This is a genomic window from Micromonospora pattaloongensis, from assembly GCF_900107255.1.
In the GTDB taxonomy this organism is placed as follows: domain Bacteria; phylum Actinomycetota; class Actinomycetes; order Mycobacteriales; family Micromonosporaceae; genus Micromonospora_I; species Micromonospora_I pattaloongensis.
On sequence record NZ_FNPH01000003.1, the window covers coordinates 56,863 to 79,004 of the forward strand.

The window sequence follows — 22,142 nt, forward strand, 5'->3', positions numbered from 1 at the left end:
CCGTTCAGTCACATGGGCCGGTGAAAAACCGCACAGCGCTGCGGGGCTTCCTGGTAGGGGCGCGCGATAGTAGGTCCATGACAAACAATCTCGCGATCTCCGTACGGGGATTGCGCAAGTCCTACGGCGACAACACCGCCGTGGACGGCCTCGACCTGGCGGTCCACCGGGGCGAGGTGTTCGCGCTACTCGGGCCGAACGGCGCCGGCAAGACGACGACGGTGGAGATCCTGGAGGGTTTCCGGCAGCGGGACGGGGGCGACGTGAGCGTCCTCGGCGTCGATCCGGCGCGCGCCGACGCCGCCTGGCGGAGCAGGGTCGGCATCGTGCTGCAGGGCACCGGCGAATTCGACGAGCTGACCGTACGTGAGGTGGTGCACCACTTCGCCGGCTTCTATCCCGAGCCCGACGACCCGGACGACGTCATCTCGCGCGTCGGGCTGGCCGGCAAGGCCGGCTCGCGCACCCATGCCCTCTCCGGCGGCCAGAAGCGCCGCCTCGACGTGGCGCTGGGCATCATCGGCCGTCCCGAGCTGCTCTTCCTCGACGAGCCGACGACGGGCTTCGACCCGGAGGCCCGGCGCGAGTTCTGGGAGCTGATCCGTGGGCTCGCCGCCGCCGGGACCACGATCGTGCTGACGACGCACTACCTCGACGAGGCCGAAACGCTGGCCGACCGGGTCGGGGTGATCGCCGGCGGCCGGGTGGTGGCCGTGGACACCCCCGCGAAGCTCGGCGAGCGGGAGAACGCGCTGGCCACGGTCGCCTGGCGCACCCCGGACGGGTCGGTGGAGCGCGCGCAGAGCGCGACGCCGACGGCGCTGGTCGCCGAGCTGGCCGCGCGCTACGGCGGCGAGGTGCCGGGCCTCACCGTGACCCGGCCGACCCTTGAGGACATCTACCTGACGATGATTGGGCAGCGATGAGCACGACACCCCTCTCCCTCGGACTGCGCCAGGGCGGCCTCGAGATCAAGCAGTTCCTGCGCAGCCGGGAGTCGGTGGTCTTCACCCTCGCGTTCCCGGTCATCATGATCGTCATCTTCGCCTCGATCTTCAACTGGGAGCTCGAGGGCGGGGTGCGGTTCACCCAGTACTTCGTCACCGGGATGATCGCGACCGGGCTGATGACCGTCGGCTTCCAGAGCCTCGCCATCCAGATCCCGATCGAGCGCGACCGGGGCGTGCTCAAGCGGCTGCGCGGCACCCCGATGCCGAAGTGGGTCTACTTCGCCGGCAAGGTGGTGATGGTGGCGGTGATCGGCCTGGCGGAGACGCTGCTGCTGCTCGCGGTCGGCACGCTCTTCTACGGCCTGAAGCTGCCGGAGACCGCCGGCAAGTGGCTCACCTTCGGCTGGGTGTCGGTGCTCGGCATCACCGCCTGCACGCTGTGCGGGGTCGCGTTCTCGTCGCTGGCCCGCAGCGGGCGCGGCGCGCCCGCGGTGGTCACCCCGGTCGCGCTGGTGCTGCAGTTCACCTCCGGCGTCTTCTTCGTCTTCAGCAACCTGCCGTCCTGGATGCAGCAGGTCGCGGCGATCTTCCCGCTGAAGTGGATGTGCCAGGGCCTGCGCGCCGTCTTCCTGCCCGACTCCTTCGCCGCACAGGAACCCGCCGGCTCGTTCGAGCTTGGCCGGGTAGCCCTGGTCCTCACCGCCTGGTGCGTCATCGGCCTGCTGCTCTGCCTGACCACCTTCCGCTGGACCACCCGCCGCGACGGCTGACCCAAGATCGCGACGATCTTGGAGTTATGGCGCGGATTTGTCCGACTTGTGGAGCCATAACTCCAAGATCGTCCGAATCTTCGCTCCGTCAGTAGGAGTAGAAGCCGCGGCCGGTCTTGCGACCGAGGTCGCCGGCGGTGACCATGCGCTGCAGCAGCTCCGGCGGGAAGAACTTCTCGTCGGCCGTGTCGGTGTAGATGTTCTTCGTCGCGTGCAGCAGCACGTCGACGCCCGTCAGGTCGGTGGTCGCCAGCGGGCCCATCGCGTGCCCGAAGCCGAGCTTGCACGCGACGTCGAGATCCTCGGGCGACACCACGCCCGACTCCACCAGCTTCACCGCCTCCACGACCAGCGCCGCGATCAGGCGGGTGGTGACGAAGCCGGCGATGTCCCGGTTCACCACCACGCAGGTCTTGCCGATCTCCTCCGCGAACGCGCGCGCCGTCGCCAGCGTCTCATCCGAGGTCTTGTAGCCGCGTACCAGCTCGCAGAGCTTCATCATCGGCACCGGCGAGAAGAAGTGCGTCCCCACGACCGACTCCGGCCGCTGCGTCGCCGTCGCGATCTGGGTGACCGGGATCGCCGAGGTGTTGGTGGCGAGCACCGCGTCCGCCTTGCAGATCTTGTCCAGCGCCCGGAACACGTCCTGCTTGATGTCCAGCCGCTCGAAGACGGCCTCGACCACGATGTCGGCGTCCGCCGCGGCCTCCAGCTCGGTGGTGACGCTGATCCGCCCCAACGCCGCCTCGACGTCGTCGGCGCCGATCGTGCCCTTCGCGGCGAACTTCTCCAGCGAGGTACGGATGCCGTCCAGTCCGCGCCGCGTCGCCGCGTCGTCCAGATCGCGCATCGTGACCTGCCAGCCCGCCCGGGCCGCCACCTGCGCGATGCCCGAACCCATCAGACCGGCTCCGATGACCGCCAGTCGACCCGCCATCTGTCTCTCCCTAGCCGTGGGGTGTGCACTCTGCCCAGACCCTAGCGGTCCGCCCTGAACGACCGCTCAGCCGGCCGCGTTATGACCGAGTTGCCCTCGTCGACCCGCGCCCGCTGCGACAATGTGCCCATGCCGCTGCAGGACGGCTGGCACCTGGCCGAGCCGCTGATCACCTTCGCCGCCATCGGCGCCCTGGGCTGGATGTTCTGGCCCGGAGCCAGGCCGCCCGGGCCGCAGGCCGACGACGACTACGGCCTGCTCGAAGTCGCGGCGTACGCCCACGAACTGGTCGTCGCGCTGGCCGTGCGGCGCTTCCTCGCGCACGCCGGCATCCGGTCCACCTTCGCCACCGGTCGCGACCGCCGGATCCGGGTGCTGGTGTTCCCGAACGACCGTCAGCGCGCCCGCGAGCTGGTGCGACGCGCGCTGGACGAGCCGAAGGGCTTCACCACCGACCGCCAGGACTGATCCACCGACCGCCAGGACCGATCCACCGACCGCCAGGACTGATCCACCGACCGCCAGGACTCCGTCCGCGCCATCGCCGCCGCGGCAACACGCGGCGGCCGCGCGGCCCGCGCTACAGGCTGAAGGACTGCTCCTCGGGCGCCACCACCCGCTCCGCGGTCACGCCGAGCGCCCGCAGATCGTCGACGAAGCTCGGATAGCCGCGGTCGATGTGGTGCACGTGCGAGACCTCGGTGACGCCGTCCGCGCAGAGCCCGGCGATCACCAGCCCCGCGCCGGCCCGGATGTCGGTCGCCCGCACCGGCGCACTGGAGAGGCGCTCCCGTCCCCGTACGACCGCGTGGTGACCGTCGGTCTTGATGTCGGCCCCGAGCCGTGCCATCTCGTTGACGAACATGAACCGCCCGTCGAAGATGTTCTCGGTGATCAACGAGGCGCCCTCGCTCACCGCGGCGAGGCCGATCGCCATCGGCAGCAGATCGGTGGCGAAGCCCGGATACGGCAGGGTCACCACGTCGACCGCGCCCGGACGGCGGTCCATCTGCACCCGGAAGGCGTCGTCGCGGGTCTCGACGAGACCGCCGGCGGAGACGACCTTGTCCAGCGCGATCTCCAGGTAGTTCGGGCTCACCCCGGTCACGGTCACGTCGCCACGGGTCATCGCCGCGGCGAACGCCCAGGTGCCGCCGACGATGCGGTCGCCGACCGTAGCGTGCCGCACCGGGCGCAGCGCGTCGACGCCCTCGATGCGCAGCGTCGAGGTGCCGGCCCCCTCGATGCGGGCCCCCATCTGCGACAGCATCTCGCAGATGTCGACGATCTCGGGCTCCCGCGCGGCGTTGTCGATCTCGGTGACGCCCTTCGCGAGCACCGCGGCCATCAGCAGGTTCTCGGTGGCGCCCACGCTCGGGAAGTCCAACCAGATGGTGGCCCCGTGCAGCCCGTCCGGGGCCTCGGCGATGACGAAGCCGTGCTCGCCCGAGACGTCGGCCCCCATCCGCGCCAGGCCGGCCACGTGCATGTCCAGGCCGCGCGAGCCGATCGCGTCCCCACCGGGATGGGCCACCCGCACCTTGCCGCAGCGGGCCAGCAGCGGCCCGAGCACGCAGATGGAGGCCCGCAGCCGGCGTACCAGGTCGTAGTCGGCCTCGCTGCCCAGCTCCTCCGGCACCTCGATGGTGACGGAGCTGGCGCGCGCGGGTCCGGGGCCGACCGGGTCGTCGTCGGTGAACGACACCTCGCAGCCGAGCCGCCGCAGCACCTCACCCATGATCGCGATGTCGGTGATCCGCGGGACGTTGCTGATCACGCTCCGACCCGGCGCCAGCAGCGCCGCCGCCATCAGCTTGAGCGCCGAGTTCTTCGCGCCCACCACGTGGACCTCGCCCGCCAGCCGCGCCCCGCCGTTGACTCTGATCATGTCCACGCCGGCCATCGTATGAGCGTCCGTCGCATCCGGCTCGGCCACCCCGGACCACCCGGCGATCCCGGCGGCATCCACCCCGTCGCTCGGCACGACATCCGTGCCGGGCTCGGCCGCGCCGGGCGCGACGGCGGGGATGGGCATCCGTACGCTGTGGCTCATGGCGGTCCACCTCACGCGCATCTACACCAAGGCCGGCGACACCGGCATGACCAGGTTGAGCAACAACGAGCAGGTCCCGAAGACCGGCCCGCGGATCGGCGCGTACGCCGAGGTCGACGAGGCCAACGCGGCGCTCGGGGTCGCGATCGCGATGGGGCAGCTCGACGAAGAGCTCCGGACGATCCTCACGTCGATCCAGAACGATCTCTTCGACGTCGGAGCCGACCTGGCCACGCCGATCGAGCCGGACCCCGCGTACCCGCCGCTGCGGGTCACCGAGGAGTACGTCACCCGCCTCGAGGGCTGGTGCGACGAGTACAACGCGCGGCTGTCCAAGCTTGACTCCTTCGTCCTGCCGGGCGGCACCGCCGGGGCGGCACTGTTGCACGTGGCCCGCACAGTGGCGCGGCGAGCCGAGCGCGCGGCATGGGCGCTGGTCAGTCAAGAACCGGAACGAACCAGTGTCCTCCCGGCAAAGTATCTCAACCGGCTGTCGGATCTGCTGTTCATCCTGGCGAGAACGGCAAATCCCGACGGCGACGTGCTCTGGGTGCCCGGCGGCAAGCGCACGGAGTGACCGGCGCCGGCGGGGTCAGGCTGCGGGCCAGTCCTGGGCCATAGGCGAGGCCGCCCCCGGAGGGGCGGCCTCGAGCCAGGAGAGAAATCCGGTCACCGTCGACTTCGCCATCGCGATCTCGATCGGCGCCTGGTGGCTGATACAGCGCAGGATGATCCAGTCCGGGGACATGGCGAGCCGTTCCTGCCCCTCGGGCAGCCGCCGGCGCTCGACCGCGAGCCCCCGGCGCGACAGCACCCGCTTGGGGCGGATCGCGAAGCTGAACAGCCGGTACCAGCGCAGCTCGTCGTCGACGAAGCGCCCGAAGCCCGGCGACCACCCACGCCCGTCGAGCATCGTCGACACCCGGACGTTGAGCCTGATGATGCCGCCCGCGCGGACCAGGATGGCGCGGCGGACGAACAGGGCCGTCACGGCGGCAAGCAGGATCAGGAGCGCTACTCCGATCCATTCCAGGGCCTGCATCGTGACGTCGCGCGGTCAGTGCGTGGCGGCGGTGGCCGGCACGGCCTCTTCGGCGAGGATGGTCACGCCCTCGGCGGTGACGGAGAGGAAGCCGCCGGCCACGTCGTACGCGACCTGCTCCCCGCCGCTCAGCTTGATGCGCACCTGGCCGGGTTCCGCGAGCTGCCCCAGCAGCGGCGCGTGCCCCGGAAGCACACCGATCTCGCCCTCGGTCGTCCGGGCGACGACCATCTCGGCCTCACCGGTCCAGACCTTCTTTTCGACGGCTACGAGCTCGACGTGCACCTGCTTAGCCACGCTGTCTCCTTGTGGGCGGCGGATCGCCCGAGTCTAATGCGGCCCGTCCCAATCGCCCAAGCCGGGTGGCGAGCAGCACGTCAACGGGCTATTTCTCGCGGTTGATCAGCTCGGGATGACCGACGACGAACGCCTCGACGGTGTTTCCCCGGATCGCCCCGAAGAACTCCTGCGCGACCGGCTCGAGCCGCTCGCCCTGGTAGTCCCGGCCGTCGTAGACCGACTGCCCGGGCAGTCGCATCATGACGATCGAGCTGGCCCGGATGTTGCGCAACGCGAACCCGTACTCGGCGACGGTGTGTCCGCGGCCGTTGAAGATGACCGACTGGCCGGCGGCGCGCAGCACGGCGTCGAGCTTGAACGGGTTGGTCACCACGTCGCGGCTGAAGGCCTGGTTGACCATGGCCTTGACGAACTGCTGCTGGTGACGCTGGCGGCCGTAGTCGCCGTCCGGGAGCGTCTTACGCTGCCGGACATAGTCGAGCGCCTGCCAGCCCTTCAGGTGCCGGGTGCCCTTCTTGTACTCCGCCTGCGGGCCGATGTAGCCCTCGCCGGCCGGGTTCAGCTGCCGGTGCCGGCCGTTCGGCTCCCGGTGCTCGGACCGGACGTCGGTGTCGACGTACATCGTGACCCCGCCCATGGCGTCCACGATCTTCTGGAACCCGGTGAAGTTGATGATCGCGCCGGCGTCGAAGCGGGCGATGCCCGTCGCCTGCGACACGGTCTTGGCCAGCAGCTCGAAGCCGCGGGCCGGGTCCGGCTTCTCCTGGCCGGGGACCTGGCTGCCGTACGCCATGGCGGAGTTGATCCGGTCGGAGCCGCCGGCGAAGTTCGCGGTCTTGAAGGCGGGGATGTCGACGATCCAGTCGCGCGGCAGCGAGAAGAGGTACGCCTGGTCCAGCGACTCCGTCACGTGCAGGATCAGGATGGAGTCGGCCAGCGGCGGGGTGTTGGGGTTCGACGCCCGCGGGTCGATGCCGACCAGCAGCAGGTTCAGCGGGCCCTTGATGTCGCTCTTGGGCTCCTTGGGCTGGCCGTCGCCGAAGAGGTCCGCGCTGCCCACCGCGCCCTCGTAGCGCGCCAGCAGCGCCTCCGCCGAGATCAGCACGCCGCCGCTGACCAGCATGAGCAGCGCGCCCAGGGCCGTGCACCACCGCGCCCAGCGCGGCAACGGCGCCTTTCCTCCCAGACCGATTCTGCCCATCCTGCCCACGACCGCCTCCGTCCGTCGTCCCTCATGAATAGAGACGAAGCTGGGCCCCCCATCGTTGCGTCGACCGTAGCGCGGCGATCGGGAAACGCCACCGGAGAAGCGGCGAACGCCACCGGCACAACAATCAAGGCGCCCTCCGCGAACGGAGGACGCCTTGATCGAGATTGCCTGGGGTCAGGCGTTCTTCATCAGTTCCCGCGCGTTGCGCTCGAGGTCATCGAGGCCACCGCACATGAAGAAGGCCTGCTCGGGGAAGTGGTCGTACTCGCCCTCGCTGATCTTCCGGAACGCCTCGATGGTGTCCTTGACCGGCACGTAGGAACCCTTGATGCCGGTGAAGACCTCCGCGGCGAAGGTGTTCTGCGACAGGAAGCGCTCGATCCGCCGGGCCCGGGCCACGGTGATCTTGTCTTCCTCCGAGAGCTCCTCCATACCGAGGATCGCGATGATGTCCTGCAGGTCGCGGTAGCGCTGCAGGATCCGCTTCACCTCGGTGGCCACCGCGTAGTGCTCGGCGCCCACGTACTCCGGCGCGAGGATCCGCGACGAGGACGCCAGCGGGTCCACCGCCGGGTAGATGCCCTTGTCCGAGATCGAACGCTCCAGGTTGGTGGTGGCGTCGAGGTGCGCGAACGTGGTCGACGGCGCCGGGTCGGTGTAGTCGTCCGCCGGCACGTAGATGGCCTGCATCGAGGTGATCGCCTGGCCACGGACCGACGTGATCCGCTCCTGCAGCTCACCCATCTCGTCCGCCAGCGTCGGCTGGTAACCCACCGCCGACGGCATCCGGCCCAGCAGGGTCGACACCTCGGAGCCGGCCTGGGTGAACCGGAAGATGTTGTCGATGAAGAGCAGCACTTCCTGCTTCTGCACGTCGCGGAAGTACTCCGCCATGGTCAGCGCGGAGAGCGCGACCCGCAGACGCGTGCCCGGCGGCTCGTCCATCTGGCCGTAGACCAGCGCCGTCTTCTCGATGACGCCGGACTCCGTCATTTCGGCAATGAGGTCGTTGCCCTCGCGGGTGCGCTCACCCACGCCGGCGAAGACCGAGGTGCCGCCGAAGTTGTTGGCGACCCGGATGATCATCTCCTGGATGAGCACCGTCTTGCCCACACCGGCGCCACCGAACAGGCCGATCTTGCCGCCCTTGACGTACGGGGCGAGCAGGTCGAGCACCTTGATGCCGGTCTCCAGCATCTCGGTCTTCGGCTCCAGGTCGGCGAAGGCCGGGGCCTTGCGGTGGATCTCCCACCGGTCCTTGACCTCGAGCTGCTCCCCCTCCTTGAGGTTGAGGCACTCGCCGATCGCGTTGAACACGTGGCCCTTGACCGCGTCGCCCACCGGAACGGTGATCGCGGAGCCGGTGTCCCGCACCTCCACACCGCGCACCAGGCCGTCGGTGGGCTGCATCGAGATCGCCCGGACCACGTTGTCGCCCAGGTGCTGGGCGACCTCGAGGGTCAGCGTCCGCCGGCCCTCGGAGAGCTCCACATCCACGTGCAGAGCGTTGAAGATCTCGGGCATCGCGTCGCGCGGGAACTCGGCGTCGACGACCGGGCCGATGACCCGGACCACGCGGCCGGTCGCCGTCTTGGTCTCAACAGTCGCTGTCATCACACTTCACTTCCCGCCGCGGCGAGCGCGTTCGCGCCGCCGACGATCTCACTGATCTCCTGGGTGATCCCGGCCTGTCGTGCCGAGTTCATCTCACGGGTGTACTTCTCGATCGCCTCTTCGGCGTTGTCGGTCGCGCTCTTCATGGCGCGCCGACGGGCCGCCGACTCGCTCGCCGACGACTCGACCAACGCCGCGTAGATGCGGGTGTTGATGTACTTCGGCAGCAACGCGTCGAGCAACGCCTCGGGTTCCGGCTCGAACTCGTACGCCGGCAGCACGCCGTCGGACTGCTTATCGATCTCCATCGGCCCGATGATCGCGGGCACCGGAGTCTGCGTCATGAGCGACTTGAACTCCGTGTAGACGATGTGCAGCTCGTCGAGGCCGAGCACCCGGTCCGGCCCGGCGGTCGCGTCCGCGTCTTCCGCGCTCCGGGTGAACGCCTCGATCAGCGTCTCCCCGATCGTGCGGGCGTCGTCGAACGCCGGCTGCTCCGAGAAGCCCGTCCAGCTGGCCTCGATCGCCACGTTGCGGAACCGGTAGTACGCCACACCCTTACGTCCAACAACGTAGAGGACCGGCTCCTTCCCATCCCGGCGGAGCCGCTCCATGAGCGACTCCGCCTCGCGGATGGCGTTGGAGCTGTAGCCGCCGGCCAGGCCGCGGTCGCTGGTCACGACCACCACGCCGGCCCGCCGCACCTGCTGACGCGCGGTCAGCAGCGGGTGGTCGATCGTGGCGTTCGCCGACAGCGCCGTGAGCACGCCGGTGATGGCCTCGGCGTACGGACGGGAGGCCTCGAGCCGTGCCTGCGCCTTGGCGATGCGGCTCGTCGCGACGAGCTCCATCGCCTTGGTGATCTTCTTCATGTTCTTCGCGGAGCGGATCCGCCCGCGAAGAGCGCGAACCTGGGCCGGCATCTAGACCCCTACTTGTTCTCGACCGGGGGCACGTCCGAGCCCTGGCCCGGCTGGGCGATCTGCTCGGCCGGCATGAACTGCTGCTTGAACTTGCCGATCGCCTCGTCGAGCTTGGCGATGATCTCGTCGTCCCAGGTGTTGTTGGCGATCGCCTCGAGCGTCGACTTGTAGTTGTGCCGGACGTACTCGAGGAACTGGCCCTCGAACTTGCGGACCTCCTCGACCGGAACGTCGTCGAGCTTGCCCTCGGTGCCGGCCCAGACCGAGATGGTCTGCTCCTCCGGCGGGTACGGCGAGTAGTTCGGCTGCTTCAGCAGCTCCACCAGTCGCGCACCGCGCTCCAGCTGCCGGCGCGACGCCGCGTCCAGGTCCGAGGCGAAGGCGGCGAACGACTCCAGCTCGCGGTACTGCGCGAGGTCGAGACGGAGCCGGCCGGCGACCTTCTTCATCGGCTTGGGCTGCGCGGCGCCACCGACCCGGGAGACCGAGGTGCCGACGTTGATCGCCGGCCGGACGCCCTGGTTGAACAGGTCGGTCTGGAGGAAGACCTGCCCGTCGGTGATCGAGATGACGTTGGTCGGGATGAAGGCCGAGATGTCGCCGGCCTTCGTCTCGATGATCGGCAGGCCGGTCATCGAGCCGCCACCCAGCTCGTCGGAGAGCTTGGCGCAGCGCTCCAGGAGGCGGGAGTGCAGGTAGAAGACGTCGCCCGGGTAGGCCTCGCGGCCCGGCGGGCGGCGCAGCAGCAGCGAGACCGCGCGGTACGCCTCGGCCTGCTTGCTCAGGTCGTCGAAGACGATGAGAACGTGCTTGCCGCCGTACATCCAGTGCTGGCCGATCGCCGAGCCGGCGTACGGGGCGATGTACTTGAAGCCGGCCGGGTCGGAGGCGGGCGACGCGACGATGGTGGTGTACTCCATCGCGCCGTGCGCCTCGAGGGTGCCCTTGACCGAGGCGATGGTGGAGGCCTTCTGGCCGATCGCCACGTAGATGCAGCGGACCTGCTTCTTCGGGTCGCCGGTCTGCCAGTTGGCGCGCTGGTTGATGATCGTGTCCAGGGCGACCGTGGTCTTGCCGGTCTGCCGGTCACCGATGATCAGCTGGCGCTGGCCGCGACCGATCGCCGTCATGGCGTCGATCGCCTTGATGCCGGTCGACATCGCCTCGCTGACGCTCTGCCGCGAGACCACGTTCGGGGCGCGCAGCTCCAGCTCGCGGAAGCCCTCGCTCTCGATCTCGCCGAGGCCGTCGACCGGCTCGCCGAGCGCGTTGACCACGCGGCCCAGGAACTTGTCGCCCACCGGCACCGAGAGAACCCGGCCGGTGCGCTTGACGCGCTGGCCTTCCTCGATGCCCGAGTAGTCGCCGAGGACGACGACACCGATCTCGCGGACGTCGAGGTTGAGCGCCACGCCCAGCGTGCCGTCCTCGAACTCGAGCAGCTCGCTGGCCATCGTCGAGGGCAGGCCCTCGACGTGGGCGATGCCGTCACCGGCATCGCTCACCGTGCCGACCTCTTCGCGAGACAGCTCCGGCGTGTAGGAGGAGACGTAGCGCTCAAGCGCGCCACGGATTTCGTCTGACGAGATGGTCAGCTCGGCCATCGTCTGCTTCCTCTATTTCTTAGAGCCCGGATGATCCCGGAACGGCGTGGTCAGAATCAGCGCCCGGAAAGCGCCTTGCGGGTGTCGATGAGGCGGCGCCGCACAGTTCCGTCGTACAGGTCGGAACCGACCAGCACGCTCATCCCACCGAGGACCGCCGGGTCGACCGTGTACTTCACGGCGACCTTTCGACCGTACATTTCGGCGAGCTTGTCGCCCAGCCGTCGGTCCTCCTCCTCCGTGAGGGGGGCGGCCACGGTGACGTGGGCCACCTGCCGGTCGCGCCGCTCGGCGGCCAGCTCGACCAGCCGGCTCAGCGCCGCGCTCACGGAGCGGCCGCCGAAGCCCCGCACCGCCAGCTCGGCCAGCCGGATCGTGGCCAGCCGGGCCTTGCCCGCCAGCAGGACGCGCGCCAGGTCGCTGCGGCGCGCCGGGTCGGCGGTCACATCGCCGATCGCGGCGGCCAGCTCGGGGTCACCGTCGATGATCTGCCCGAAGCGGAACAGCTCGTCCTCGACCTCCGCGAGCTCGCCGGCGCGCTCCACGCCGGCCAGCAGCGCGTCCACGCCGAGCCGCTCGGTCGCGTCCAGCAGCTCGGACGGGGCCGACCAACGGCCCTCGACCACGACGGCCAGCAGGTCGTCGGTCTCGGTCGCGACCTTGCCGGCGAGCAGGCCGCGCAGCAGCCCGGCGCGCTCGGCGCCGGCGCGGGCCGGGTCCGACAGCGCCCGCCGCAGCCGCGGCTCGCGCCGGAGCAGGTCGGCGACCGCCAGGATCTCCTCGGCCCGCTCGGCGATCTCCGTCGGCTCGGCACCCCGGACGTACGCGGCCAGGCGCTCACGCGCGGCCGCGTACGACTCCCGGCTGGTGGCGGACTCCATCAGCGCGCTCCCGAGCTCTCGAGGTCGGCCAGGAACCGGTCGACGCTGCCCTTGCGGCGCGCCTCATCGGCCAGCGACTCGCCCACGATCCGGCTCGCCAGGTCGACCGCGAGCGTGCCGACCTCGGCGCGCAGCTCCCGGACGATGGTCTGCCGCTCGGCCGCGAGCTGCTCCTTGCCGGCCGCGATGATGCGGTCGGACTCCTCCCGGGCCTTGGCGAGGATGTCCTGGCGGATGCCCTCGGCGTCGGCCCGGGCGTCGTCGCGGATCTTCGCCGCGTCGGTGCGCGCCTCGGCGAGCTGCGTCTTGTACTGCTCGAGCAGCTTGTTCGCCTCGGCCTGCGCCGCCTCGGCCCGCTTGATGCCACCCTCAATCGCCTCGACCCGCGCCTGGTACATCGCCTCCATGCGGGGGAAGACGAACTTGACCAGGATGAACAGGACCACGCTGAAGGCGACGAGACCAACGATGATCTCAGAAAGGGGCGGGAGCAGGATGCTGCTCCCCGCGCCACCCTCCGCAGCTAGGTACATGGACATTTCCCTTCGCCAGTGACCGGCCGTTCCCGGCCGGTCGCCCAGTCAGCTCGTGCGGGCCCGACTAGCTGAGCGCGAACGCGAGGACCAGGCCCAGCAGGGCGAGCGCCTCGATGACGGCGAAGCCCATGAACATGTAGACGCGGGTCAGGCCGGCGCTCTCGGGCTGGCGGGCGGTCGCCTGGATGTAGGCGGCGAACACCAGACCAACGCCGATGCCGGGGCCCAGGGCGGCGATGCCGTAGCCGATGGCGTTGAGGTTGCCGGCAATCTCGGCAAGAGCCATGATCGTTTTCCTCCTGCGTTGAACGCGTGACCATCACGCGCACGTTTAGGTCGATTTTCAGTTGTCGATCAGGGTGTAGCGGGGTGCCGGGCGGGCGCTCAGTGCTCCTCGGCGAGCGAGCCCTGCAGGTAGGTCGCGGTCAGCAGCGTGAAGACGTAGGCCTGCAGCGCCAGGATGCCCAGCTCGAACAGGGTCATCACGATCGCCATGCCCCAGCTCAGGAACGCGACCGGCTTGATGAACAGCGACTCCGCCTGGAAGAGCGCGACGCCGCCGAGGGTGAAGACCAGCAGGATCATGTGGCCGGCGAACATGTTGGCGAAGAGCCGGACCGCCAGCGTGACCGGGCGCAGCAGCAGGTTCGAGAAGAACTCGATCGGCACCAGGATCGGCTGCACCCAGAGCGGCGCGCCGGACACCCAGACGCTGCTCTTCAGGTAGCCGAGGAACCCGTGCTTGCGGATACCGACGCCGATGTAGAGCGCCCAGGAGAAGACGGCCAGGACCATCGGGAACGCGATGTGCGACATCGGGGGGATCTGCGCGAACGGGAAGATGCCCCAGAGGTTGTTGACCAGGATGAAGACGAAGACCGTGGTCAGGTAGGGGGCGAAACGCGCACCCTCCTTGCCGATGATGTCCTTGGCGATGTTGTCGCGCACCAGGCCGTACACCGACTCGGCCAGCCACTGCTTCTTGGTCGGCACCAGCTGCGGGTTGCGGTAGGTCACCAGGAAGAAGATCACCGTGATCGCGGCCGCGATCCAGACCAGCAGGGTGACCTTGGTGAACGCCGCCGCCCATGCCGTGCCCTCGAGCGCCGGGATCAGGCTGGGGAAGTCGAAGCTCTCCACCCCGGGCGGGAACTCCGCGGCGAGAACGGTCGGGACCTCAGACAACTCGCATCCTCCGTCGGTCGGGCATGATCACGCGCCCAGCTTCTTCACGGTCAGATAAACCCCGGCCACCGTGCCGCCGATCAGTCCGATCAGCAGCCCGACGTTCGGCAGGCCCAGCCAACGGTCGACGAGCCACCCGATACCTCCCCACACGATCATTCCGCCGAGCAGGTAACCGAGGGCAGCCCAACCCGCATCAGCTCCCGAACGCTCGGGGGGCTTGGAGGATTGGTCATCGGCCATGACGGGGCGAACGATATCAGCCGCGGGAATGAGGTTGCGGCTCACCCCCCGCACAACCGGGGTTGTGTGGGCGCATCGGGCGACAGGCGAGAGCACACGCTACTCCTGTTGCGTGGCGCGCGGAATCCGTCCGGACATAATGTCCGGCTCGCCCCACACAATGATCACTTGGGTTCGATCTCCACGTATGGGATCTTCGCCTTCGCGGTCCACCACACCTGTGCGACGACCCAGGCCACGGTGCCGACGATGATGCCGATCGCCGTCATGCGCAGCCCCGCCCAGCCCGTCGCCGCGACCGCGAAGACCGCCGCGCCGAGCAGGCCGAACTTGAGCATGTAGGTCACCAGCCCGACCGTCAGCACCAGCCTGGGAGAGACCGAGTCGGCCCAGGCCAGCGCGAGGCTGGAGAGCACGTAGCTGACGGCGACCAGGGCAACCCCGGCCGCTCCCCCGGCCGCTCCCGCGCCGCCGTCGAGCGCCCAACCGACAGCTGCCACGATCACCAACAGGACGGCGGAGACCATCAGCGGCACCGGCAGGTGCCGCAGCCGGGCGCGCATCATCGCGGGTACGCCGGGAACTCGGCGACCAGCTCGGAGACCTCACCGGCGATCTCGGCCAGCGCGTCCGCGCCGCCGGCGGCCGACGGATCGGTGCGCACCGCGCGGGCGATCAGCCCGGCGATCCGCCGCATCTCGAGCTCCCGCATCCCCTGCGTCGTCACGCTGGGCGTGCCGACCCGGACACCGGAGGCGATCATCGGCTTCTCCGGGTCGTATGGGATCGCGTTCTTGTTGAGTGTGATCTTCGCGAGGTCGCAGCGCTCCTCCGCGTCCCGGCCGGTCACCCCGACCTCGCGTAGGTCGACCAGCGCCAGATGGGTGTCGGTGCCGCCGGAGACCGGCCGCATCCCCTCGTCGGCCAGCCCGGCCGCCAGCGCCCGGGCGTTGCGCACCACCTGCGCCGCGTACGACCGGTACTCCGGCAGCGCCGCCTCGCGCAGCGCGACCGCCTTCGCCGCCACGGCGTGCATCAGCGGCCCGCCCTGGGTGAACGGGAAGACCGCCTTGTCGATGCGCTGCGCCAGCGCCTCCCGGCACAGGATCATGCCGCCGCGCGGGCCCCGCAGCACCTTGTGCGTGGTGAAGCAGACCACGTCGGCGTACGGCACCGGCGACGGGATGGCCTTGCCGGCGACCAGCCCGATGAAGTGCGCCGCGTCCACCATCAGGTAGGCGCCCACCTCGTCGGCGATCTCCCGGAACCGGGCGAAGTCGATCAGTCGGGGGTACGCCGTGGCGCCACAGATGATCATCTTGGGCCGGTGATCCAGCGCGAGATCGCGCACCTCGTCGTAGTCGATCAGCTCGGTGTCCCTGCGCACCGTGTAGCCGATCGTGCCGAACCACTTGCCGGAGAAGTTGACCTTGCTGCCGTGGGTGAGGTGCCCGCCGTGCGGCAGGTCCATCGCGAGCACCGTGTCCCCCGGCTGCAGCAGCGCCGCGTACGCCGCCAGGTTCGCCGACGCGCCGGAGTGCGGCTGCAGGTTCGCGTGCTCGGCGCCGAAGAGCTCCTTCGCCCGGGCGATCCCGATCTCCTCCGCCCGGTCGACCTCCGCGCACCCGCCGTAGTAACGCCGCCCGGGATAGCCCTCGGCGTACTTGTTCGTGAGCGTGGAGCCGAGCGCGGCGAGCACCGCGGGTGAGCTGAAGTTCTCGCTGGCGATCAACTGCAGGCCGCCACGGAGGCGGTCGAGCTCCCCGAGGACCACCGACGCGATCTCCGGGTCGGTCGCCTCCAACTCGGCGAAGTCCGGCCCCCAGAAAGTGGTCATCGCGCTCTCCTGCCTCGGGTGGTCACCGCCCGAGTCTAGGTGCCGCCCCCACTCGGGCCCGGACGCGCCATCGGCCCCGGTCAGCGGCGGTCGGCGGTCAGGGCAGCAGGATCGCGGCGAGCGGCTCCACGGTCTCGCAGATCTCGTCGGCCACCCGGCTGAAGCACTGGTCGCCGCGGCCCCACGGGTCGTCCAGGTCGTCGCCCGGCAGCGGCCCGGTCGCCTTCCGGGCGGCGTCCACCGCCTGCACGAGCGCGACCCCGCGGGCGAAGACCGCGTCCGGGCCGGGCTCGGCCAGCGGCAGCGCGCCGACGTCGACGCCGGCCAGCAGCCGGCCGAACTCGCCGAGCACGAAGGTGTGGCCGGCGGCATCCGGGCGGAGCGCGACCACGTACTCCTGCTGGTCCGCCGTGGCGGTCAGCACCAGGTCCGCCGCGTCGATGTGCTCCGAGCGCAGCTTGCGCGCCGCGAACCCGTCGGGGTCGCCGCCGCGCGCCCGCACCTGCCGCGCCGCCGGCGGGTTCATCTCCTCACCGGCGTGCCAGCCGCCGGTGCCGGCGCTGTGGCTGTGCAGCAGCTCGTCGGCGAGCGACGGCGACGGCCCGGCCGGCAGCCGCGCCACCCGCCGGCGTACGGCCAGCGTGAGCAGCCGCTCGGCCATCGGCGACCGGCAGATGTTGCCCATGCACACGTGCAGGACGGTGAACGGGGGCACTCAGGACACCGCGCCCACAATGTCGGGCACGACGTCACGCAGCTTCTCCAGCGGGATGGCGCCGGCGCGCAGCACCCGCGGAACGTCGCCGGTCAGGTCGACGATCGTGCTCGGCACCGGGTCCGGGCAGGGCCCGGCCTCCAGATACGTCCGGACCGCGTAGCCCAGCTGATCGCGGGCCTCCTCCGCGGTCACCGCCGCCGGCTGCCCCGTCTTGTTGGCCGAGGAGACGGCCATCGGCCCCGTCTCCTGCAGCACCTCCAGGGCGACCGGGTGCAGCGGCATCCGGACCGCCACCGTCCCGCCGCTGTCGCCCAGGTCCCACTGCAGGCTGGGCGAGTGCTCGACCACGATGGTCAGCGCGCCCGGCCAGAACGCCTCGACGAGGTCCCGCGCGGTCTGCGGCAGCGTGAGGACCAGGCCGTCGAGGGTGTGCCGGGAGCCGACCAGGACCGGCGGGGGCATGTGCCGGCCGCGTCCCTTGGCGTCCAGCAGGGCCGTCACGGCGTACGGCGTGAACGCGTCCGCGCCCAGCCCGTACACGGTGTCGGTGGGCAGCACGACAAGCTCACCGTTCTTGACCGCCTCGATCGCCGCGGCGATACCTCGGTCACGTTCGGCCAGGGACCGGCAGTCGTAGAGCATCACGGTCACTTAGTGTGCCACGCCCCCGCCGCCGATGGTTCAGCCGCTCAACGACGTGCGTTCGGCGGTGGCGAAGCGGGGTCGCCCGGTGAGGTCCCGATGGCTGACGACCTCCGCGAACCGCCCGTCGGCGGCGAGCAGCGCCGGCACCGCGTCGGCGTGGGTGTCGTCGTGTTCGATGCCGAGCACCGCGCCGGGACGCAGCAGTGCGGCGGCGCGCGCGATCACCGGCCGGATCACGGTCAGCCCGTCGGGCCCGCCGAAGACCGCCTGCGCCGGATCGTGCTCGGCGACCTCCGGCGGCACCGGCGTCCCGTCCGGCACGTACGGCGGGTTGCAGAGCAGCACGTCCACCCCGCCGACGAGCTCCGCCAGCAGGTCCGGGGCGGTCACGTCCGACGCCACCACCTCGATCGGCCGGTCCCCGGCCGCCGCCCGGTCCGCCGCGTTGCGCCGCAGCCACCCCAGCGCCTCCGCCGAGAACTCCACCGCCACCACGCGGGCGTCCGGTACCTCGTTCGCCACCGAGAGGGCGATCGCCCCGCTGCCGGCGCACAGGTCGACCACGGTCGCCCCCGGCGGCAGCCGCCGCGCCTGCTCCACCCCCCAGCCGGCGAGCAACTCGGTCTCGGGACGCGGCACGAAGACGCCGGGCCCGACCGCCAGCTCCAGATACCGGAACGCCGCCGTGCCGATCAGGTGCTGCAGTGGCTCCCGGGTCGCCCGCCGCGCCACCAGCGCCTCGAAGCGGCGCAGCGCGCTCGGGGTGAACCCCTCGGTCAGGGCGAGCCGCCCCCGCGACACGGCCAGCACGGCCGCGGCGAGGAACTCGGCGTCGGCCCGCGCCGACGGCACTCCGGCGCGGGACAGCGCCGCCGTCGCGGTCGCCACCGCCGACGACGCCGGTGTCCGTTCCGGCAGCGCGCCGGGTTCGGTGGGGTGTTCGCGGGAGCCGGTCACGGGATAATCATCGACCGTCGGACGGCGCCGCCGAGGCCGGGGTGCGACCGACGATGTCGCTCAGCGGCGGGAGAGCTCGGTCTCGCCGGCCAGCCGCGCGGCGCGGTCGGCCTCGGTGAGTGCGTCCAGCACCCCGTCCAGCTCGCCGGCGAGCACCAGATCCAGGTTGTACGCGGTGAAGCCGATCCGGTGGTCGGTGATCCGGTTCTGCGGGAAGTTGTACGTGCGGATCCGCTCCGAGCGGTCCACCGTGCGCACCTGCGCCTTGCGGGCGTCGGAGGCGGCCGCGTCCGCCTGCTCCTGGGCGACGGCCAGCAGCCGCGCCCGCAGGATCCGCATCGCCTGCTCGCGGTTCTGCAGCTGGCTCTTCTCGTTCTGGCAGGAGACCACGATGCCGGTGGGCAGGTGGGTGATCCGCACCGCCGAGTCGGTGGTGTTGACCGACTGACCGCCCGGCCCCGACGACCGGAACACGTCGATTCGCAGGTCGTTGGGGTCGATCGTCACGTCGACGTCCTCGGCCTCCGGCAGGACCAGCACGCCCGCCGCGCTGGTGTGGATGCGCCCCTGCGACTCGGTGACCGGCACCCGCTGCACGCGGTGCACGCCGCCCTCCCACTTGAGCCGCGACCAGACGCCGTTGCCGCCCTCGGGCACGCCCTTGGTCTTGATCGCCAGCGAGACGTCCTTCACGCCGCCGAGGTCCGAGTCCTGGGCGTCGAGCACCTCGGTGACCCAGCCGTGCCGCTCGGCGTACCGCATGTACATCCGCAGCAGGTCCCCGGCGAAGAGCGCGGACTCCTCGCCGCCCTCCCCCGCCTTGATCTCCAGGATCACGTCCTTGGCGTCGTGCGGGTCACGCGGGATCAGCAGCTCCGCGAGCCGCTCCTCCAGCGCCGGCAGCCCGGCCGCGATCGTCTCCGCCTCGGCGGCGAACGCCGGGTCCTCGTCGGCCAGCTCGCGGGCGGCGCTCAGGTCGGCCCGCGCCTGCTCCAGCTCGCCGGCGGCCTTGTGCAGCGGCACCAGCTCGGCGAAGCGCCGCCCGACGCGGCGGGCGGTCGCCTGGTCGGCGTGGATCGACGGGTCGGCAAGGCGCTTCTCCAGCTCCGCGTACTCGTCGAGGAGCGCGGCGAGGCGTTCACTGCTCATGCTCGTACTCCAATCATCTCCAAGGCGCGGACCGGAACATGCGGACGGCGCCCGCCCCCGGCGGAGAGGCCGGGATGGGCGGGCGCCGTCGGAACAGCTACTTCTTCTTGGCCGCCTGAACCTTGGCGTACTTCTGCTGGAACTTGGCGACCCGGCCGGCGGTGTCGAGCACGCGCTGCTTGCCCGTGTAGAACGGGTGGCAGTCGCTGCAGGTCTCGACGTGGATCTCGCCGCTCTTGGCGGTGCTGCGGGTCGTGAACTTGGCGCCGCAGGAGCAGGTGACCTCGGTCACCACGTACTCCGGGTGGATGTTCGCCTTCATAACGCCTCGGTCCTTTCGTTGATGGTCGCCGGGTCGCCGTCTTCGTCCGCCGCGCCTCGCGGGCGGACTCGAGCGTGAACCGGAACCGTGGCCGATTGACCAGTGTGCCATGCGGCTCGCGCGGCCGGCGAAATGGGGCTGCGGCTACTGGTCCGTGGGGATAACGTGACGGCCCCCTTGATCATTCCCGCTCGTGGAGGCCGCCACCGTGACCACCGCCGCCCTCACCCCGGTCACGCCCGTCTCCGACGTCGTGGACCCCGCCGCGCTCGCGGCCGCCGTCGCCGCCGGGCACGTACGGGTGCAGCGTCACCCCGACCGTGCGCTCTCGATCTACAACTACACGGAGGCGTGCGTCTACGCGGGCGCCTGGACCCCCGTGACGCTGACCTGCCGGGGGCTGATCGTCGACGACGCCACCGGAGCTGTGCTCGCCCGTCCCTTTCCCAAGTTCTTCAACCATGATCAGATCGGCGCACCAGCCCTCCGACTCGACGCGAAAGTCACGGTGACCGACAAAGCGGACGGCTCCCTCGGGATCATCTACCCCGACGGCGACGGCTTCGCGGTCGCCACCCGGGGCTCGTTCGCCTCGACCCAGGCCCGGCACGCCACCCAGCTGCTGCGCACCCGGTACGCCGGATTCGCCCCACCGCCCGGGCTGACCGTCCTGGTCGAGGTGATCTTCCCCGCCAACCGGATCGTCCTGGACTACGGCGATTTCGACGACCTCGTCCTGCTCGGCGCGGTCGACATCGCCACCGGCCGCACGCACGGCCCGGACGCCGTACCCGACTGGCCCGGCCCGGCGGTCGAACGGTTCCGCTACGCCACCCTGGCCGACGCGCTCGCCGCGCCCGCCCGCGGCAACCGCGAAGGGCTGGTCGTGCACTTTCCGGACACCGACGAGCGGGTGAAAATCAAATACGCCGAGTACGTGCGGCTGCACCGCCTCGTCACCGGCCTCAACGCCCGCGTCGTGTGGGAGCTGATGGTGGCCGGGCACGGCGACCCCAGTGCTCTTGCCGCCTTCATCGAGCCACTTCCGGACGAGTTTCACCCCTGGGTTCACGGCGTCGCGGCCGAGCTGACCGAGACAGTCGAGGCCCGCACCGCGGCGATCGAGTCCGCGTACCGTGAGATCGTGGCGGCCCTGCCCGACGGTTGGACCCGGCGCGACTTCGCCCGACACGCCGTCGCCCATCCCGACCGGGGCTGCCTCTTCCTGCGGCTCGACGGCAAGGACTACCGCCCCCTGCTCTGGCAGCAGGTCCGCCCCGCGGCGGACCGCACGCCGCACCTCGTGGAGTAACCGATGGCCCGTCTGATCCTCACCCGGGGGCTGCCCGCCTCCGGCAAGACCACGTTCGCCCGCAAGCTGCAGCCCTCCGTCGTCCGGGTCAACCGCGACGACCTGCGCCGGATGCTGCACGGCACCCGGCTGTTCACGCAATGGGCGGAGGGACAGGTGACGGCGGCGCAGCGGGCCCAGGTCGAGGCGCTGCTGCGGGCGAAGGCCGATGTGTGCGTCGACGACACCAACCTGCGGTCCCGCACGGTGAGGGAGTGGGCCGAGCTCGCGGCCCGCTTCGGCGCCACCGTCGAGGTGCACGACTTCACCGACATCCCCTTGGAGGAGTGCATCCGGCGCGACGCCGAGCGCTCCGAGGAGGACCGGGTGGGCGAGGACGCGATCCGCCGGATGCACCAGCGTTACCTCGCCGGCAAGAAGCTGCCGCTGCTGGTGCCGACGGTGGAGACGGGCGGTCCGGCGACGGTCTACGCGCCGCCGGCGGAGGCTCCGGAGGTGGTGCTCGTCGACATCGACGGCACGGTCGCGCTGATGCGTAACCGGAGCCCGTACGACATGACGCGGGTCGGCGAGGACGCGCCCAACCACGCCGTCATCGCGGCCGTCCGGGCGATGCACGGCGCCGGCTACGGCGTGGTGTTCTGCAGCGGCCGCGACGACACGGCCCGGGCGGCGACCCAGAGGTGGCTCGCCGAGCACGTCGGCGTGCCGTACCTGGAGCTGCACATGCGGGCGGCCGGCGACTCCCGCAAGGACTCGATCGTGAAGAAGGAGATCTTCGAGCGCGAGGTGCGGGACCGCTACCACGTGATCGGCGTCTTCGACGACCGGATGCAGGTGGTACGGATGTGGCGCGAGTTGGGTCTGACCGTCTTCCAGGTCGCCGAGGGCGACTTCTGACGCGGGCCGGTCGCGGGCCCCACGCGCCGCGCGAGGTCAGGCCGCGGGCCTGAC

General features: G+C 70.7%; 26 protein-coding genes. 6 read left to right on the forward strand and 20 right to left on the reverse strand.

Annotated elements, in window-relative coordinates:
- Positions 1–77 precede the first annotated feature (77 nt).
- Both BLW47_RS09680 and BLW47_RS09685 read left to right on the forward strand, forming a co-directional pair.
- A complete protein-coding gene (locus tag BLW47_RS09680) occupies positions 78–926 on the forward strand; it encodes an ABC transporter ATP-binding protein (RefSeq protein ID WP_091554754.1) in 849 nt (282 codons plus the stop codon).
- A complete protein-coding gene (locus BLW47_RS09685) occupies positions 923–1,720 on the forward strand; it encodes an ABC transporter permease (protein ID WP_091554756.1) in 798 nt (265 codons plus the stop codon). The genes BLW47_RS09680 and BLW47_RS09685 overlap by 4 nt, the downstream gene beginning before the upstream one ends.
- Before the next feature lie 88 nt (positions 1,721–1,808).
- Here the strand turns inward: BLW47_RS09685 and BLW47_RS09690 are convergent, their stop codons facing one another.
- Positions 1,809–2,657: a 3-hydroxyacyl-CoA dehydrogenase family protein gene (locus tag BLW47_RS09690; protein ID WP_091554758.1), complete on the reverse strand. Its 849-nt coding sequence runs from the start codon at positions 2,655–2,657 to the stop codon at positions 1,809–1,811.
- A gap of 129 nt (positions 2,658–2,786) precedes the next feature.
- Here BLW47_RS09690 and BLW47_RS09695 point away from each other — a divergent pair, with 129 nt between their 5' ends.
- Positions 2,787–3,125 carry a hypothetical protein gene (locus BLW47_RS09695; protein WP_139307210.1) on the forward strand — a complete coding sequence of 113 codons (339 nt, stop codon included), beginning with the start codon at positions 2,787–2,789 and terminating at the stop codon, positions 3,123–3,125.
- Positions 3,126–3,237: 112 nt separating this feature from the next.
- Here the strand turns inward: BLW47_RS09695 and murA are convergent, their stop codons facing one another.
- Complete coding sequence (gene murA, locus BLW47_RS09700; protein WP_091555704.1) at positions 3,238–4,560, reverse strand: UDP-N-acetylglucosamine 1-carboxyvinyltransferase; 1,323 nt, start codon at positions 4,558–4,560, stop codon at positions 3,238–3,240.
- A gap of 148 nt (positions 4,561–4,708) precedes the next feature.
- Here murA and BLW47_RS09705 point away from each other — a divergent pair, with 148 nt between their 5' ends.
- On the forward strand, positions 4,709–5,287 hold the full coding sequence (locus tag BLW47_RS09705) for a cob(I)yrinic acid a,c-diamide adenosyltransferase (RefSeq protein WP_091555706.1): 579 nt from the start codon (positions 4,709–4,711) through the stop codon (positions 5,285–5,287).
- A 15-nt stretch (positions 5,288–5,302) separates the two neighbouring features.
- Here the strand turns inward: BLW47_RS09705 and BLW47_RS09710 are convergent, their stop codons facing one another.
- The 18 genes from BLW47_RS09710 to rpmE all read right to left on the reverse strand — a co-directional run bounded on the left by BLW47_RS09710 (position 5,303) and on the right by rpmE (position 19,876).
- Complete coding sequence (locus BLW47_RS09710) at positions 5,303–5,752, reverse strand: DUF2550 domain-containing protein (protein WP_091554763.1); 450 nt, start codon at positions 5,750–5,752, stop codon at positions 5,303–5,305.
- Positions 5,753–5,767: 15 nt separating this feature from the next.
- Positions 5,768–6,049: a F0F1 ATP synthase subunit epsilon gene (locus tag BLW47_RS09715; protein WP_091554764.1), complete on the reverse strand. Its 282-nt coding sequence runs from the start codon at positions 6,047–6,049 to the stop codon at positions 5,768–5,770.
- An 88-nt stretch (positions 6,050–6,137) separates the two neighbouring features.
- Positions 6,138–7,253, reverse strand: coding sequence for an LCP family protein (locus BLW47_RS09720; RefSeq protein ID WP_091554766.1), 1,116 nt, complete (start codon positions 7,251–7,253; stop codon positions 6,138–6,140).
- A 183-nt stretch (positions 7,254–7,436) separates the two neighbouring features.
- Entirely contained in the window at positions 7,437–8,876 is a 1,440-nt protein-coding gene (gene atpD / locus BLW47_RS09725) for a F0F1 ATP synthase subunit beta (protein ID WP_091554767.1), read from the reverse strand.
- A complete protein-coding gene (locus tag BLW47_RS09730) occupies positions 8,876–9,799 on the reverse strand; it encodes a F0F1 ATP synthase subunit gamma (protein ID WP_091554769.1) in 924 nt (307 codons plus the stop codon). The genes atpD and BLW47_RS09730 overlap by 1 nt, the downstream gene beginning before the upstream one ends.
- Before the next feature lie 8 nt (positions 9,800–9,807).
- Entirely contained in the window at positions 9,808–11,403 is a 1,596-nt protein-coding gene (gene atpA, locus BLW47_RS09735; protein ID WP_091554770.1) for a F0F1 ATP synthase subunit alpha, read from the reverse strand.
- Between the two features lie 56 nt (positions 11,404–11,459).
- Positions 11,460–12,284 (reverse strand): F0F1 ATP synthase subunit delta, encoded by an 825-nt coding sequence (locus BLW47_RS09740; RefSeq protein WP_091554771.1) that lies wholly within the window; start codon positions 12,282–12,284, stop codon positions 11,460–11,462.
- Positions 12,284–12,817: a F0F1 ATP synthase subunit B gene (locus BLW47_RS09745; protein WP_091555708.1), complete on the reverse strand. Its 534-nt coding sequence runs from the start codon at positions 12,815–12,817 to the stop codon at positions 12,284–12,286. The genes BLW47_RS09740 and BLW47_RS09745 overlap by 1 nt, the downstream gene beginning before the upstream one ends.
- A 67-nt stretch (positions 12,818–12,884) precedes the next feature.
- Positions 12,885–13,106, reverse strand: coding sequence for an ATP synthase F0 subunit C (gene atpE / locus BLW47_RS09750; RefSeq protein ID WP_091554773.1), 222 nt, complete (start codon positions 13,104–13,106; stop codon positions 12,885–12,887).
- A 98-nt stretch (positions 13,107–13,204) separates the two neighbouring features.
- The gene (gene atpB, locus BLW47_RS09755; protein WP_245736564.1) at positions 13,205–14,005 is read right to left on the reverse strand and encodes a F0F1 ATP synthase subunit A; all 801 of its coding nucleotides are present in this window, start codon (positions 14,003–14,005) and stop codon (positions 13,205–13,207) included.
- A gap of 27 nt (positions 14,006–14,032) precedes the next feature.
- The gene (locus tag BLW47_RS09760) at positions 14,033–14,293 is read right to left on the reverse strand and encodes an AtpZ/AtpI family protein (protein WP_245736565.1); all 261 of its coding nucleotides are present in this window, start codon (positions 14,291–14,293) and stop codon (positions 14,033–14,035) included.
- A 119-nt stretch (positions 14,294–14,412) separates the two neighbouring features.
- Complete coding sequence (locus tag BLW47_RS09765) at positions 14,413–14,814, reverse strand: hypothetical protein (protein ID WP_091554774.1); 402 nt, start codon at positions 14,812–14,814, stop codon at positions 14,413–14,415.
- Positions 14,811–16,085, reverse strand: coding sequence for a serine hydroxymethyltransferase (locus BLW47_RS09770; protein WP_091554776.1), 1,275 nt, complete (start codon positions 16,083–16,085; stop codon positions 14,811–14,813). Before BLW47_RS09770 ends, BLW47_RS09765 begins: the two co-directional genes overlap by 4 nt.
- Positions 16,086–16,182: 97 nt before the next feature.
- A complete protein-coding gene (locus tag BLW47_RS09775; RefSeq protein WP_091554779.1) occupies positions 16,183–16,800 on the reverse strand; it encodes an arsenate reductase/protein-tyrosine-phosphatase family protein in 618 nt (205 codons plus the stop codon).
- Entirely contained in the window at positions 16,801–17,445 is a 645-nt protein-coding gene (locus BLW47_RS09780; RefSeq protein ID WP_091555714.1) for an L-threonylcarbamoyladenylate synthase, read from the reverse strand.
- 39 nt (positions 17,446–17,484) lie between these two features.
- Positions 17,485–18,366 (reverse strand): peptide chain release factor N(5)-glutamine methyltransferase, encoded by an 882-nt coding sequence (prmC, locus tag BLW47_RS09785; protein ID WP_091555716.1) that lies wholly within the window; start codon positions 18,364–18,366, stop codon positions 17,485–17,487.
- 99 nt (positions 18,367–18,465) lie between these two features.
- Complete coding sequence (gene prfA, locus BLW47_RS09790) at positions 18,466–19,554, reverse strand: peptide chain release factor 1 (protein WP_091554781.1); 1,089 nt, start codon at positions 19,552–19,554, stop codon at positions 18,466–18,468.
- Positions 19,555–19,651: 97 nt separating this feature from the next.
- Positions 19,652–19,876 carry a 50S ribosomal protein L31 gene (gene rpmE / locus BLW47_RS09795; protein WP_091554783.1) on the reverse strand — a complete coding sequence of 75 codons (225 nt, stop codon included), beginning with the start codon at positions 19,874–19,876 and terminating at the stop codon, positions 19,652–19,654.
- 193 nt (positions 19,877–20,069) lie between these two features.
- Here rpmE and BLW47_RS09800 point away from each other — a divergent pair, with 193 nt between their 5' ends.
- Both BLW47_RS09800 and BLW47_RS09805 read left to right on the forward strand, forming a co-directional pair.
- Complete coding sequence (locus BLW47_RS09800; protein WP_245736566.1) at positions 20,070–21,188, forward strand: RNA ligase; 1,119 nt, start codon at positions 20,070–20,072, stop codon at positions 21,186–21,188.
- 3 nt (positions 21,189–21,191) lie between these two features.
- Entirely contained in the window at positions 21,192–22,088 is an 897-nt protein-coding gene (locus BLW47_RS09805) for a phosphatase domain-containing protein (protein WP_091554785.1), read from the forward strand.
- Positions 22,089–22,142: the final 54 nt, after the last annotated feature.

Coding starts and splice junctions, on each gene's coding strand:
- BLW47_RS09695 (WP_139307210.1), top strand. CDS start 2,787: ATGCCGCTGCAGGACGGCTGGCACCTGGCCGAGCCGCTGATCACCTTC.
- BLW47_RS09720 (WP_091554766.1), bottom strand. CDS start 7,253: ATGGGCAGAATCGGTCTGGGAGGAAAGGCGCCGTTGCCGCGCTGGGCG.
- murA (WP_091555704.1), bottom strand. CDS start 4,560: ATGGCCGGCGTGGACATGATCAGAGTCAACGGCGGGGCGCGGCTGGCG.
- BLW47_RS09740 (WP_091554771.1), bottom strand. CDS start 12,284: ATGGAGTCCGCCACCAGCCGGGAGTCGTACGCGGCCGCGCGTGAGCGC.
- BLW47_RS09805 (WP_091554785.1), top strand. CDS start 21,192: ATGGCCCGTCTGATCCTCACCCGGGGGCTGCCCGCCTCCGGCAAGACC.
- BLW47_RS09690 (WP_091554758.1), bottom strand. CDS start 2,657: ATGGCGGGTCGACTGGCGGTCATCGGAGCCGGTCTGATGGGTTCGGGC.
- BLW47_RS09685 (WP_091554756.1), top strand. CDS start 923: ATGAGCACGACACCCCTCTCCCTCGGACTGCGCCAGGGCGGCCTCGAG.
- atpE (WP_091554773.1), bottom strand. CDS start 13,106: ATGGCTCTTGCCGAGATTGCCGGCAACCTCAACGCCATCGGCTACGGC.
- BLW47_RS09770 (WP_091554776.1), bottom strand. CDS start 16,085: ATGACCACTTTCTGGGGGCCGGACTTCGCCGAGTTGGAGGCGACCGAC.
- prfA (WP_091554781.1), bottom strand. CDS start 19,554: ATGAGCAGTGAACGCCTCGCCGCGCTCCTCGACGAGTACGCGGAGCTG.
- BLW47_RS09730 (WP_091554769.1), bottom strand. CDS start 9,799: ATGCCGGCCCAGGTTCGCGCTCTTCGCGGGCGGATCCGCTCCGCGAAG.
- BLW47_RS09705 (WP_091555706.1), top strand. CDS start 4,709: ATGGCGGTCCACCTCACGCGCATCTACACCAAGGCCGGCGACACCGGC.
- BLW47_RS09745 (WP_091555708.1), bottom strand. CDS start 12,817: ATGTACCTAGCTGCGGAGGGTGGCGCGGGGAGCAGCATCCTGCTCCCG.
- rpmE (WP_091554783.1), bottom strand. CDS start 19,876: ATGAAGGCGAACATCCACCCGGAGTACGTGGTGACCGAGGTCACCTGC.
- BLW47_RS09710 (WP_091554763.1), bottom strand. CDS start 5,752: ATGCAGGCCCTGGAATGGATCGGAGTAGCGCTCCTGATCCTGCTTGCC.
- BLW47_RS09780 (WP_091555714.1), bottom strand. CDS start 17,445: ATGCTCTACGACTGCCGGTCCCTGGCCGAACGTGACCGAGGTATCGCC.
- BLW47_RS09765 (WP_091554774.1), bottom strand. CDS start 14,814: ATGATGCGCGCCCGGCTGCGGCACCTGCCGGTGCCGCTGATGGTCTCC.
- atpD (WP_091554767.1), bottom strand. CDS start 8,876: ATGACAGCGACTGTTGAGACCAAGACGGCGACCGGCCGCGTGGTCCGG.
- BLW47_RS09680 (WP_091554754.1), top strand. CDS start 78: ATGACAAACAATCTCGCGATCTCCGTACGGGGATTGCGCAAGTCCTAC.
- atpA (WP_091554770.1), bottom strand. CDS start 11,403: ATGGCCGAGCTGACCATCTCGTCAGACGAAATCCGTGGCGCGCTTGAG.